Below are 13,608 nucleotides of genomic sequence, written 5' to 3'. Positions count from 1 at the left end.
ATGAACAATATTTTAAACCACATTGGTATTGAAAATTATATATTCCTAAGCGTAATACTTTTTTGTATTGGCGTTTTTGGAGTGTTGTACAGACGAAATGCCATTATCGTATTTATGTCAATTGAAATTATGCTGAATGCAGTAAATTTATTGTTTGTGGCATTTTCGACTTATCATCAAGATGCGCAAGGACAAGTTTTTGTTTTCTTCTCGATGGCTGTTGCTGCGGCAGAGGTTGCGGTAGGATTGGCAATTCTAGTTTCTATTTTTAGAAATCTAGGCTCAATTACTATTGATAATTTAAAAAACTTAAAAGGATAAATGGAAATGAATACCAATATAGCTTTAGTTTTAGTTCTTACTCCTTTTTTAGGATTTTTAATCAATGTTTTCTTCGGGAAAAGTCTGGGGAAAAGTTTGTCTGGAATAATTGGAACCAGTTCAGTTGTGGTTTCTTTTATTGCTACCGCTTATTTCTTCAATGGAATTTCGTCGCAACCGGAAGGAATCCACATTTCACTTTTTGACTGGATTCAAATCAGTAATTTTAAAGTTGATTTCGGATTTCAATTGGACCAATTGTCAATTTTATGGTTGCTGTTCGTAACCGGGATTGGATCTTTGATTCATTTGTATTCGATCAGTTACATGCATGATGATGAAAATATGCACAAGTTTTTTGCCTATTTGAATCTGTTTGTATTCTTCATGATCACTTTAGTAATAGGAAGTAACTTATTAGTAATGTTCATTGGGTGGGAAGGCGTAGGTCTTTGTTCGTATCTGTTGATTGGCTTTTGGCATAAAAACCAAGATTTTAATGATGCAGCTAAGAAAGCTTTCATCATGAACCGAATTGGGGATTTAGGTTTATTAGTTGGGATTTTTATTCTTGGAAGTTTATTCTCTACGTTAGATTTTGCTACATTAAGAACTGCAATTGCTACGGCTACCAATTTAAATAGCTATTGGATTGGTGTTGCCGCTTTTGCTTTATTTATCGGGGCTTGTGGTAAATCGGCTCAAATTCCACTATATACATGGTTGCCGGATGCGATGGCAGGTCCAACTCCGGTCTCTGCATTGATTCATGCAGCTACGATGGTTACCGCTGGTATTTTTATGATTACAAGATTAAATTTCTTGTTTGATTTGGTTCCAAGCGTTCAATCTATAATCGCAGTTGTCGGAGCAGTTACTGCTTTGGTAGCCGCAACAATTGGACTGGTTCAAAATGACATCAAAAAAGTCTTAGCATATTCTACCGTTTCTCAATTGGGATTAATGTTTCTTGCATTAGGTTTAGGTGCTTACGAAGTTGCTGTTTTCCATGTAATCACACATGCTTTCTTCAAAGCTTGTTTGTTCTTGGGTTCGGGTTCTGTGATTCACGCTTTGCACGGAGAACAAGATATGCGAAAAATGGGAGGTTTGAAAAAAGCGATGCCAATAACTTATATAACGATGTTAATTGCTTCCTTAGCGATTTCCGGAGTTCCATTATTTTCTGGGTTTTTCTCGAAAGATGAAATCTTGTTAGTGGCTTTCCATCATAACATTCCTTTATGGATTGTTGCTTCGGTTGCGTCTATAATGACTGCTTTCTATATGTTCAGGTTGATGTTTTTAACGTTCTTTCAAGAATTTAGAGGAACCCCAGAACAAAAACATCATTTACATGAAAGTCCATCTTTGATTACTTTTCCTTTAATCGTTTTGGCCATATTGGCAACTGTAGGTGGTTTGATTAGTTTGCCAGGGAACAGTTGGTTGAATGAATATTTGACTCCAATTTTACCAAAATTAGCAGGTGGTGAACATCATTTAGGAACTACCGAATACATGTTGATGGCTGTTGCGGTTGTTGGAGGATTGTTAGGAATTGGGATTGCTTACGCTAAGTACATCAAACAAAATAAGGTTCCTAGCGAAGATGCTGAAATCACAGGCTTTTCGAAAGTACTGTACAACAAATATTATGTGGATGAAATCTATGATTCTATTTTTGTAAAAACGATTAATGTAATGTCACGTTTTTTCAGAGACAATGTTGAAACGAGTTTGTCAGCTTTCGTTTTTGGATTTGGAAAATTAACCAATGAAATAAGTTTTCAAGGAAAGAAAATACAAAACGGAAGTATTGGACTTTACCTATTGGTTTTCGTATTGGGGCTTTGTGCCATTGTTTCCTATTTATTTTTAGCTCAATAATCTTATACTATGAATGTATCTCTAATATTAATTATACTTTTAATTGGTGCGTTTGCAACTTTCCTTGCAGGCGATAAACTAGCTTCAAAAGTAGCTTTGTTCTTTGGGTTGGCCGCTGCAGGCTGTTCTATTGTATTATTAAATCACTTTAATTTAGGTGAAAACATCAGTTTTATCAACCAATGGATTACGCAACCTAATATTTCTTTTGCTTTAAAAGCGGACGGATTATCGATGGCGATGCTTTTGTTGACAACGGTATTGACTCCAATAATTATTTTCTCTTCTTTTAAGAATGACTATAAAAATTCAAAATCCTTTTATGCATTAATCTTGTTTATGTCATTTGCAATGGCGGGAACATTCTTAGCATCAGATGGTTTGTTATATTACATCTTCTGGGAATTATCATTGATTCCTATTTACTTTATCGCATTAATTTGGGGTAACGGAGACGCTGAAGAACGCAAAAAAGCAGTAGTTAAATTCTTTATCTACACACTTGCTGGATCATTGTTTATGCTGGTGGCTTTTGTTTATTTGTACCAAAAAGCGGGAAGCTTCTTAATTGAAGATTTATACAAATTGAATTTATCAACAACGGAACAACTGTGGATATTCTTGGCTTTTTTCTTGGCGTATGCCATCAAAATTCCATTGATACCTTTCCATACTTGGCAGGCTAATGTATACCAAAAAGCACCAACTGTTGGAACGATGCTTTTATCTGGGATTATGCTAAAAATGGGATTGTACAGTGTTATTCGTTGGCAATTGCCATTGGCTCCGCTTGCCGCTAAAGAATACATGTATATTTTCATTGGACTTGGAATTGCAGGTGTAATATATGGTTCAATCGTTGCTTTAAGACAAAAAGATTTAAAGAAATTATTAGCATATTCTTCATTGGCTCACGTTGGTTTAATTGCCGCTGGAACGTACACATTAACATTAGACGGATTGCGAGGGGCAGTTTTGCAAATGATTGCTCACGGTTTTGTAGTGGTTGGTTTGTTTTATGTTGCTGAGATTATTTTTAGAAGATATGAAACAAGAGCAATTGCTGAAATGGGCGGTATTCGTTCACAAACCCCAAAATTCACTTCGATGTTTTTAATCTTGGTTTTGGCTTCGGTAGCGTTGCCTTCTACTTTTAACTTCGTTGGAGAATTTACCGTTTTATATAGCCTTTCACAAATTAATATTTGGTTTGCGATTTTAGGAGGAACAACCATAATATTAGGAGCGTATTATATGTTGAAAATGTTTCAACACGCCATGCTAGGGGAGACTAATACAAAAATATTTGCTGATGTAACTTTTAATGAAGGAGCAACGCTGGTGATAATAATTGCCGTTTTATTCTTTTTTGGAATGTATCCAAAACCAATTATAGATTTGATCACACCAAGTCTTCAAGAAATTTTAACTCAAATTAATAGAATTAACTAGTCAAATAAAACAATGAATACATTAATAGCTATAATAGGATTAGGTGTTTTATGCCTTTTATTTGAAATTTTTAATTTGAGAAAAGCCATTGTGCCTATAACAATCATTGGATTGTTAGGAGTTCTTGGTCTAACCATGTCTGAATTTAATTCGACAGAAAGTTACTATAACAATATGATTGCTGTAAGTAAATTTTCAACTACATTTTCTTGTTTGTTTATTGTACTTACTATTTTCTTGGTGGCTTTAAGTCATAATTTTTACGAAAATCACCAATCAAAAATATCAGATTTTATTGCTATAAAAGTATTCTTATTGGCAGGAGCTGTTGCGATGGTATCTTTTGGAAACTTAGCGATGTTCTTTTTAGGAATCGAAGTATTATCAATATCACTTTACATTCTTGCGGCAAGTGAACGTATGAATTTAAAAAGTAATGAAGCGGGAATGAAGTATTTCCTAATGGGATCTTTTGCTTCGGGAATTATTTTATTTGGGATCTGTTTAATTTATGGAGCAATGGGAAGTTTTGATGTTTCTGAAATCAGTGCTTTATCACAATCTGCTGAATTACCAATTTGGTTTCCTATTGGAATCGTATTGTTGACTATAGGAATGTTGTTTAAAGTTGCTGCTGTTCCTTTCCATTTTTGGGCACCGGACGTTTATGAAGGTTCTCCTGTCTTGACAACAGCATTGATGAGTACTTTAGCAAAAGTTGTTGCGATGGCTACTTTATACAAATTGCTTTCTGTTATGAATGCTGATGTTTCTGAGTCATTTAAAATGGTTGTCGTTGTCATTTCTATGGCTTCGATGACTGTTGGAAATATCATGGCCTTGAGACAAACGAATGTGAAACGTATGCTTGCTTTTTCAGGAGTTTCCCATGCTGGATTCATGTTGATGACTTTATTGAGTCTATCTGCATCAGCGGGTAGTTTGTTGTATTATGCATCAGCTTATTCTTTGTCTGGGATCGCGGCATTTAGTGTGATTTTATACGTTTGTAAAAACAGAAATAACGAAGATATTACGAATTTCCACGGACTTGGAAAAACCAATCCATTGTTAGCGGCTATTCTTACCGCAGCTTTACTTTCTATGGCTGGTATTCCAATTTTTGCTGGTTTCTTTGCTAAGTTGGTTTTGTTCAGTCAGACGATTCAAGCGGGTTATTTGGCTTTAGTGATCGTAGCAGTAGTGAATTCTATAATAAGCGTTGGTTACTACTTCAAATTGATTTTGGCGATGTATACTAAGGAGCCAAATGAGGAAAGAAAAGGAACTCCGGTTATTATTTACGCAGTGGCCGTTATAGCGATTGTGTTGAATATTGCATTAGGTTTGTTTCCTTCCTTAGTTTTGGATTTATTGGCATAAGCCAAAGCTTTAATAATATACGGAGAACTATCAAAAGAAATTTTGGTGGTTTTTTTGGTTTAAAAAAGTATTCTTGATTGAATAAATATTTACTATTCCATTATATATAATAAAAACCTAAAACCCAAAAACGGCAAAACAGAATTGATTAATTTTGCATCATAGAATCAATTGTAAATTACAATTACTAAATAAAGGAAGATGGAAAATAAATTAAAAGTGCAAATCTGGTCGGATATTATGTGTCCGTTTTGTTATATAGGAAAAAGAAGAATGGAAGAAGCTTTGCAAAATTTCGAACATAAAGAAGATGTCGAGATTGAGTGGAAAAGTTATCAATTGGATGCGAGTTTTGTCGCCTCTCCGGAGGATAATATGGTGGAACATTTGGCAGAAAAATATAGAAAGGACAATGATTGGGCTCAAAACATGCTCGATAACATGACCCAAAATGCAAAAACAGCAGGACTGGATTTTCATTTTGAAAAAGCGATTTTGGCTAATTCTTTTAATGCGCATCGCTTGTTGCATTTGGCCAAAAAGTATAATCTTGCAAATGATTTAGAAGAACTATTGTTCAAAGCCTATTTAACCGAAGGAAAGAATGTTAATGATCTCGCTACTTTAAGCAAACTTGGAATTGAAGTAGGACTAGATGCTGAAGCTATTGCTCAGGTCTTGAATTCTGATACTTATGGTACAGAAGTGCAAAAAGACCAAGAAGAGGCAAATGCTATCGGTGTTCAGGGAGTTCCTTTTTTTGTTTTAGATAATAAATATGCAATTTCCGGAGCGCAACCTGCTTCTACATTTTTAGAAACGTTGCAAAAAGCGTGGCAAGAAGGTAAATTTGAATCGAAAGTGACATTGGTCAATACAACAACTGAAAATAGTTGCGACATCAATGGTTGTGACTAATTACACTATAAAGGTGTTATCGTCATACAAAAAACCCGCTGATACGAATATCAACGGGTTTTTCTAACAAACCATTTAAACCTAACTAACGTCTTTTATCAATTCTGATATCTACACTTCCTACTACTTTAGTTTCTTCTTTTTGTGCTTTTGTCCCACCGTTTTTAAAATAGTATTGATTTTGATCGTCTGAATTTTGATTATTTCCATGATCATCATCGCAGTCGTCATTATCATTGTTATTTTGGTTACCACCATAAGTAGGTTCGTAATTGCCAACATTATTTTCATAAGCGCGACGTCCTTTCACACTTCCAATCCTATCAATAATTTGACCACGACGGTTGTAGATAATTTGCAATCCGCCTACTTGTTCCAATGCATAACGGTTGTAAGTCATGTATACTGAACCAACTCTTTTAATTCTATCATTCGCATCATAGTTGATAAACACATTTCCAATACGTCTCACACGTCCAAAATTATCGTGTTCCACTTTTATACCGTAATTTTCATTTCTAAAATTAGACGGTGCACCATATGTTCTATTTACTGCACTAGTCCTTGCAGCTTTATAATACATGTCACGGCCGCCAGTTGTTGGGCGTGTATTGAAATCAAATTGTCCGTCAGTAAACACGAAGAACTCAACTCCTCTTTCTGTGAACACAATTGGTTCAGCGTTTCTAAAATCAACAGGCGATCTTCTCTCATGAGAAAAACTATTTTTCTCTGTTGCATTCGCTACACCACCTCCAATAAGGAAGATACTAGCTACTAAAAAGGTAATTTTTTTCATAATATATGTTATTTGTATTTTGCCTACTCTTGAGCTTTTCGGCTTTCGCTTTTTTACTTATTTGATTAGTAGTATTCAAGTAGCGTGCCAAAGTTTTGAATCAAGTTTCAGTGTTATTGTGGGAAGGGTTGCTTTTTATTTATTAACACGCAGTAAATCATTTGTTTGTGAATTTAAAAAAAGATTTTATAATTTTACAATAACCAATATTTAAGTTTAATTCCTTCTTTGTAGAATGTGGTTTTTTTAATTTCTGCTAAATTATGGACTAGGAAAAAAGTAGAAATTCTAAACCAATACCTATTTTTAATTAGTTAAGTTTTAGTTGTCTATAAGTAAAGCTAAAAACAGTATGCAGACGGTCTAAAATAGTTTTACCGGTTAAGAATAGAAACAAAAAAAACCTGTTCAAATTAATGAACAGGTTTTTGTGATTTTAATATAAATTGTTTTATAAAGTATGTTTTGGATTAAATCCATCTTCACTCAATTCCTTATGGTCGTAATCGGCTACCATTTCAGCTTCGTAATCGGTTTTTTCTCCTTTTGTGAATTTGTAAATTAATTTCTCCATGATTTCATAAATCACAGGAACAATAATCAATGTTAGGAATAATGAACTGATTAATCCGCCGATAATTACCCATGCCAAACCATTTTTCCATTCAGCACCAGCACCAGATGCTAATGCAATTGGAAACATACCAAATACCATCGCAATCGTGGTCATCAAAATTGGACGAAGACGTGCGTGATTAGCTTGAATTAGTGCTGTTCTTATAGTTTCACCCGCAGCTCTTCGCTGATTGGTATAATCCACCAACATAATTGCATTTTTACAAACCAGACCAATCAACATAATTACCCCAAGAATCGTAAATATATTCAACGTATTATTGGTCAAAGCCAAGGCTAATAAGGCTCCAATAAACGAAAGCGGAATAGCAAATAATACTACAAATGGGTGAACAAAGCTATCATATAATCCCACCATTACCAGATAAACCAAAATAATGGCTGCTAATAAAGCAAAACCTAACGTTCCAAAACCTTCACTTTGATTTTCCTGATCACCACCCCAGATGTAATTTACACCTACAGGTTTTTTCATCTTACTTAATCTTGCTTCAAGTTGGGCAACAACAGTTCCTACAGGTACACCAACAGTTTGTCCTTTTACGGTTACAGATGCTGTTTTGTCTCTTCTTTCTAATTGGCTTGGACCAGAACCTTCTTTTACAGTTGCAAATTGTGACAACTTAATTTGTTCTCCTCTTTCATTTATAAAAAGAAGATTACTTACATCATCTATGCTTTTTCTGTCGAAACTGCTGTATTTAATATTAATGTCATACTCATACTCTCCGGCTCTGAATTTTCCGTCTGTATTCCCGCTATAGGCCGTTTGCATGGTTAAACCTACGGTTTGTAAGGACAAACCAAGGGCAGCCATTTTATCTCTGTCTACCTGAACATTAATTTCAGGATTTCCGGATTCTACTGATAATTTCACACCGGTTGCTCCAGGAATTTTATTCAATTCTGCTTCTGCTGCTTTCGCAAAAATCATAGCATTGTCTAAACTCGAACCTGTAACAATTAAGGCTATCGGGGCATCCTCTGCAGTTCCTAAAATACCTACCGGAGTCGTTTTTACTTTGGCCCCGACCAATATTTTTTCTAATTGGCGTTTCATTTTTGCAGCATAAACAGATGCATCATCCAATCGGTCTTTTTGATCAATCATTTTTACATCAATCTCGGCTTTGTATGCTGTAGCCTGAGACGAACCCATACCTTCACTGGTTTGACCAACTTTAGTAATCAAACTTTTGATATATTCTTGCGTATTCAAATAAGCTTCTGCTTTTTGAGTCATGAAGTTACTTTGTTCCAATGAAGCATCTTTGGGCAATTCTATTTGAACTAAAAACTCCCCACTATCTGAATGGGCAAAAAACTCTCCACCAATAAATCCTGCAGGAACAAGTGCAACAGATCCAAAAAACAGTACCAAAACAACTAATAGAGTTGTTTTATAATGATTCAGACACCATTCCAGTAAACCTGAAATCCAGTTGGTGAAACGGGTTAATTGTTTTTCGAATCCAAGGATTACTCTTCCAAAAACATTTTTACCTTCAATATGTTCTAGTTTTCCAAAACGGGAAGACAACCAAGGGATTATTGTAAACGAAGCTAATAAAGAGAATAATGTTGAAATAATTACCGTTACACAAAACTGGGTAATAATATTTGAAACTAGTCCCGTACTCATTGCAATTGGTAAAAATACCACAACAATTACTAAGGTGATTGAGGTTACCGTCCCACCAATTTCTGCAGTTCCTTCATACGCGGCACGAACACGGTTTTTACCCATTTCCATATGCCTGTAAATATTCTCCAAAACTACAATCGCATCATCCACAAGAATACCTACAACCAGAGACAGTCCCAGTAAACTCATTAAATTCAGCGTGTATCCAAGGTAATAAAACCCAATAAAAGTAGAGATTAAAGAAGCCGGTATAGAAACCATTACAATCAATGAGTTTCTAACACTATGTAAGAAAAACAACATTACAAACGCCACAAGAAACACGGCAATCAATAAATCATGAATTACAGAATCAGCAGCTTCCAAGGTGAAAACCGTACTGTCATTAGCTACATTCAGTTTTACGCTATTGGCTTTATAATCACTTTCTAATTTTGTTATCGTTTTTAGAACTTGCTCACTAACGGCAACTGCATTGGCATCCGATTGTTTTACAATTTGTAAAATGATGGCGCTTTTTCTGTCAACACGCGCTATTTTCTCCGCTGTTTTTTGTGCATCCTGAACATCAGCAATATCAGCCAAACGAACTTGGATGCCATTTTTAGAGGAAACAATTAAGTTTTTTAATTCTTCAACATTTTTGTATTTTCCGGCTAAACGAATCAGGATTTTTTGTTCCCTTGTCTGAATGTTTCCTGTAGGGAAATCTAGATTTGAAGATAAGATTACTTGTTGCACTTGGGGAACAGAAAGACCGTAACCCTGCATTTTAACTGCATCAAGACTAACCTGAATTTCTCTTTCTTGTCCGCCAATGATGTTTACCTGAGCCACACCTGTCACACGGGATAACACGGGAGCAATTTTCTTGTCGATCAAATCATAAAATTCGACTTCATCCATTTTTCCATTGGCACCAATAGTCATAATCGGTAAATCACTCAATGAGAATTTACTTAACGAAGGAGTTTTGGCATTATCTGGCAAATCACTAATTATGGCATTAATTTTTCGTTGTGCATCGTTCAACGAAATATCCACTTTAGCCTTTGTGTTTAAAGTAATCGATACCGTTGATAAACTTTCGTACGAACGAGAGTCAATTTTTTTGATGTTTTCCAATGATGCTACTGCATCTTCTACTTTTTTAGTCACCGTATTTTCGACCTCACTTGGCGAAGCTCCGGGATAAACGGTAGCAATCGTAATTACGTTTTGTTCAAATTTAGGAATCAATTCATAGCCCAATTGGCTGTAACTGAATAGTCCACCAAGGATTAGAATTGTGAACAACACAATTACTAATGAAGGACGTTTTATGGATATTTCTGCTAATTTCATATGTTTACTTTTTAGGTCTTAAAGTTTACGGTATAAAGTCTTAGTTTTTCTACTTTTGACTTTGTGACTTTTGACTTTATGACTTTCGACTATTTTATAATATCCACTTTAGATCCGTCTTGAAGATTGATTTGACCTGTAATAATTACGGTTTCTCCATCAGAAAGCCCGCTTATAATTTCTACTTTATCACCAAGGATTCTTCCGGCAGTTACCGTTTTTAGTTTAGCAACGCCATTTTCTACAACAAAAATTTGGTTACTGCTAACACTTCCTACAAATGCATTTCTAGGAACAATCATCAACGATTGTTTTTGTTGGTTGGATGCAAATTCAGCTGTTCCGTACATTCCAGCTTTTAAATCATTGGAAGAATTATTAGCAATTTCTATTTCTACCGGAAAGTTTAAACTTGTATCTGCTTTTGGAGCGATGAAAGTAATTCTTCCTGAAAATTTTGTGTCAGGGTAAACGCTGGCACTAACTTGTACAGTATTACCTAATTTCAAACTCGCTACCTGACTTTCGTTTACGGTAACTTTCAGTTTTAGTTTTGAAACATTTACGATATCAAACATTTGTGTTGCAGCACCAAGAACTGAACCTGGCTCGATATATCTTTTATTTACAATTCCGTTAATTGTTGCTTTGATATTAGTGTCGCCAATATTAACCTTAGCTTGTTGTAATCTGGATTTTGAAGTAACTAGACCTAATTTAGCTTGATCTAATTGCTGTTTTGTAACTCCGCCAGTTTTAAAAGCGTTTTCAAAACGATTGTAATCTGCTTGTGCATTTTGATACGAAGCTTGAGCTGTCTGTAAGTCAGATGAAATTTGCTCACTTCTAATAATTGCTAAAGTTTGTCCAATTCTTACATTGTCTCCTTCTTTCACAAGAACACGTACCACTCTGCCTGGTTTTTCGGCTGAAAATTTTAATTCCTGTAAGGGTTCAAAATTACCATTTGCCGAGAAATCAAGTGAAACTTCTTCGGTTTTAACAGTTCCGACTTTAACAGAAACACTAGCATTTTTCTCCGCTACAATAGCAGTTTTTGCTTCGTTTTCCTTTTTATTATTCATTAAAGTGTAAGAAATAATTGCTAAAGCGGCTACGATTAATCCTATGGTTATTATATTTTTTTTCATTTTATTAGTTATTTATTAATGTTCTTAATTCTCCTTTTGATTTGATCAATTGAATTTCTGCCAGTTTGTAATCTAATATTGCGGATGTATAGTTATTCTGTGCCTCGGTTAATGAATTTTCAGCATCCAATAGGTCAGTTAAAGACGCTAATCCTTGTACGTAATTATTTCTTGTGTTACTTAAAACGTCCTGTGCTAATTGCGCATTTGTTTTTTGGTTTCCAATGGTAATGATGCTATTCTCAATTTGTATTTTGGCATTTTCATACGCTAGATCAAGTCCTAATTTAGTGTCGTTTAAATCCTCTTTAATTGATCTTAAATTAATGTCCGCTTGTCTCACTTTTGCTCGTGTTGCAAATCCTGAAAAAATGGGCACTTTTAAATTCAAACCAATAGAAGAGAAATCCGACCAGTAAACACCATCAGCTGGTTTTCCTCCCCAAGGTAGTTTAGGACCTTGACCTATATAGTTGTAACCGGCAGATAGGTTAAGCGTAGGATAATACGCCGCTTGATCCGCTTTCTTCTGATACGTTAGCAGTTGTTCTTGTTTTTTCAAAAGCAAATACTCCGTTCTGATTTCGGTATTTGGGGTATCAGATATGGCTTGAGGGGTAACTTGAAACTCTGTTTGAGGAATGATTATTTTCGTTTCAATTGGCATTCCAATATAAAATTTCAGGGCGTTTTCCTGTAGTTGAACTGCGTTCAAAACTTGTTGACGTTGTGTATTAATATTTGATATTTTTACTAAAATCCTGTCTAAATCAATTTTTTTAGCCAAACCATTATCAAATTGCCCTTTAATTATGTTTTTTACTTTGTTGGTGTTAACATAATTACTGTCCAGAACATTTAATTTTTGTCTTTGAACATAGACTTGGTAATAATTATTTGCTACTCTTTCAATCACTTGCTCTTCAGTTAATTGATCGTTTATTTGATAAAATTCTCTAGTTGATTTTGCCGCTTTTAAACCTGTAAAAACGGATTGGTCAAAAAGGGCTTGAGTCAATGACAAACCAGCTGTAGAACTCCATTTTTGTCCAAAAGTAGCTTTAATGGTTTGCCCTTTTTCACCACCGAAGGAACCGGCATCAAGAAATGTAGTTTGAAGGATAGGATTGTAAGTTAATCCTCCATTAGCTGAAATTTGGGGCAATGCTCTAGAACGAACTTCTTGGATTTGGTAATCGCTGTTTTCAACTTTTAGTTTCGCTTTTTTTGCATCTGCTTTATTTTCTAAAGCATAGGTAATCGCATCTTTTAGTGTCAGCGATTTTGCTTCTTGTGATTTCGCAGTAATGGCAAAAATCAAGAATGTGATTAAGATTAGTTTCTTCATTATATAGTGTAGTTTAGTAAATGTTTTTCAAGTTCAAGTAATCCTTTTGGAGTTGCCATCGCTCGAGTATGGTATTCTAATATTTCAAGTTCTATTTTTTGCCCTTCTTTTTCCGAAACAATATTTGCTTTAATGCTAAATACCAACTGGTAATAAAATTGGATATAACTATCGATATTGATGTTTTCTCGATATAAACCTTGTTGGATTCCTTTTCTAATATTTTGTTCAAAAGCAGAATTACATTCGTTGATTTCTCTCAGCATTACCTTTTCATATATTTCTGGGTAATGTTTTTTTAACTGATAGATAGGGGAGGTGTCAGATGATTTAAACATTTCTTTGAACATCTTCCTGATCTCAAAATTTTCCTCAATTGCATTGTGGTCTTTCTTAATGATGGTGTCAATAATTTCATGAATTTCTTTATGAATGGCTGCTGTACTTTCTTCAATAAGTATTTCTTTATTACAGAAATACTTGTAAATTGTTTTTTTAGATATGCACATTTCTCCTGCAATATCATCCATGGTGATGCTCTTAAAACCTAGTTTTAAAAACATGTCGCTTGCTTTTGATATAATTTTATCTTTCATTTTTTTGTGCTGATCCTTAGTGTTGGGATGTTTCAGTTTTTTAATTTATTTCAAATTCAGTATTTGAATGGTCAAATTAAAGTATAAATCCAATAAGGAAACTTTAGAGACTAAAATAGTTTCCT

The 13,608-nt window shown here is 34.6% G+C and carries 10 protein-coding genes; 5 read left to right on the top strand and 5 right to left on the bottom strand.

What is annotated here, in order from left to right; all coding sequences use genetic code 11:
* The 5 genes from nuoK (at position 1) to ACFX5F_RS08560 (ending at position 5,964) form a co-directional block, all read left to right on the top strand.
* Positions 1–321, top strand: a complete 321-nt coding sequence (gene nuoK / locus ACFX5F_RS08580; RefSeq protein WP_066079401.1) for an NADH-quinone oxidoreductase subunit NuoK — start codon at positions 1–3, stop codon at positions 319–321.
* Positions 322–327: 6 nt separating this feature from the next.
* Complete coding sequence (nuoL, locus tag ACFX5F_RS08575; protein WP_379851655.1) at positions 328–2,211, top strand: NADH-quinone oxidoreductase subunit L; 1,884 nt, start codon at positions 328–330, stop codon at positions 2,209–2,211.
* 9 nt (positions 2,212–2,220) lie between these two features.
* Entirely contained in the window at positions 2,221–3,663 is a 1,443-nt protein-coding gene (locus tag ACFX5F_RS08570) for a complex I subunit 4 family protein (protein WP_379851654.1), read from the top strand.
* 12 nt (positions 3,664–3,675) lie between these two features.
* Positions 3,676–5,046, top strand: coding sequence for an NADH-quinone oxidoreductase subunit N (locus ACFX5F_RS08565; protein WP_379851653.1), 1,371 nt, complete (start codon positions 3,676–3,678; stop codon positions 5,044–5,046).
* 201 nt (positions 5,047–5,247) lie between these two features.
* A complete protein-coding gene (locus ACFX5F_RS08560; protein WP_379851652.1) occupies positions 5,248–5,964 on the top strand; it encodes a DsbA family oxidoreductase in 717 nt (238 codons plus the stop codon).
* A gap of 85 nt (positions 5,965–6,049) precedes the next feature.
* On the opposite strand, the gene ACFX5F_RS08555 is transcribed toward ACFX5F_RS08560, so the two are convergent.
* The 5 genes from ACFX5F_RS08555 to ACFX5F_RS08535 all read right to left on the bottom strand — a co-directional run bounded on the left by ACFX5F_RS08555 (position 6,050) and on the right by ACFX5F_RS08535 (position 13,483).
* A complete protein-coding gene (locus ACFX5F_RS08555; protein ID WP_379851651.1) occupies positions 6,050–6,763 on the bottom strand; it encodes a hypothetical protein in 714 nt (237 codons plus the stop codon).
* 451 nt (positions 6,764–7,214) lie between these two features.
* On the bottom strand, positions 7,215–10,388 hold the full coding sequence (locus ACFX5F_RS08550; RefSeq protein ID WP_379851650.1) for an efflux RND transporter permease subunit: 3,174 nt from the start codon (positions 10,386–10,388) through the stop codon (positions 7,215–7,217).
* 89 nt (positions 10,389–10,477) lie between these two features.
* Positions 10,478–11,539 (bottom strand): efflux RND transporter periplasmic adaptor subunit, encoded by a 1,062-nt coding sequence (locus ACFX5F_RS08545; RefSeq protein ID WP_379851649.1) that lies wholly within the window; start codon positions 11,537–11,539, stop codon positions 10,478–10,480.
* 4 nt (positions 11,540–11,543) lie between these two features.
* Positions 11,544–12,887, bottom strand: a complete 1,344-nt coding sequence (locus tag ACFX5F_RS08540) for a TolC family protein (RefSeq protein WP_379851648.1) — start codon at positions 12,885–12,887, stop codon at positions 11,544–11,546.
* Complete coding sequence (locus tag ACFX5F_RS08535; RefSeq protein WP_379851647.1) at positions 12,887–13,483, bottom strand: TetR/AcrR family transcriptional regulator; 597 nt, start codon at positions 13,481–13,483, stop codon at positions 12,887–12,889. The genes ACFX5F_RS08540 and ACFX5F_RS08535 overlap by 1 nt, the downstream gene beginning before the upstream one ends.
* Positions 13,484–13,608: the final 125 nt, after the last annotated feature.

The sequence above is a fragment of the Flavobacterium zhoui genome (assembly GCF_042787235.1).
Classification (GTDB): domain Bacteria; phylum Bacteroidota; class Bacteroidia; order Flavobacteriales; family Flavobacteriaceae; genus Flavobacterium; species Flavobacterium zhoui.
The sequence above is the reverse complement of the archived record's forward strand: the minus strand, read 5'-3'. Positions and strand labels throughout refer to the sequence as shown.